This is a genomic window from Campylobacter concisus UNSWCS (genome assembly GCF_000466685.1).
Classification (GTDB): domain Bacteria; phylum Campylobacterota; class Campylobacteria; order Campylobacterales; family Campylobacteraceae; genus Campylobacter_A; species Campylobacter_A concisus_A.
The window spans coordinates 1-225 of record NZ_ANNG01000158.1 but is presented as its reverse complement, the minus strand read 5'-3'; the positions used below and the strand labels follow the sequence as shown (position 1 = coordinate 225).

At 38.7% G+C, this 225-nt stretch carries 1 pseudogene; it reads left to right on the top strand.

The features are described 5' to 3' along the window. A pseudogene (locus tag UNSWCS_RS12260) lies at positions 1-225 on the top strand (phage tail protein); the annotation flags it as partial.

Sequence of the window (225 nt, the reverse complement as noted above, 5' to 3'; positions counted from 1 at the left end):
GCAAAATACAAGGCCAAAAAGGACGCAAGCCAAACCTTTAAAAAAGGCTCTATTTATAGGGCTTTAAAAGGTATTGAAGATCAGGCCGTAAATACTCAAATAATTTTAAGTGTATTCACCAAAGACGACGATAGCGATACGAACGATGAGATCACGGAGTGCAAAAGTGCCGTTACAGAGTTTGCTAAAGCTAAATCACGCTTCGGATATAACCCTAATCTAATC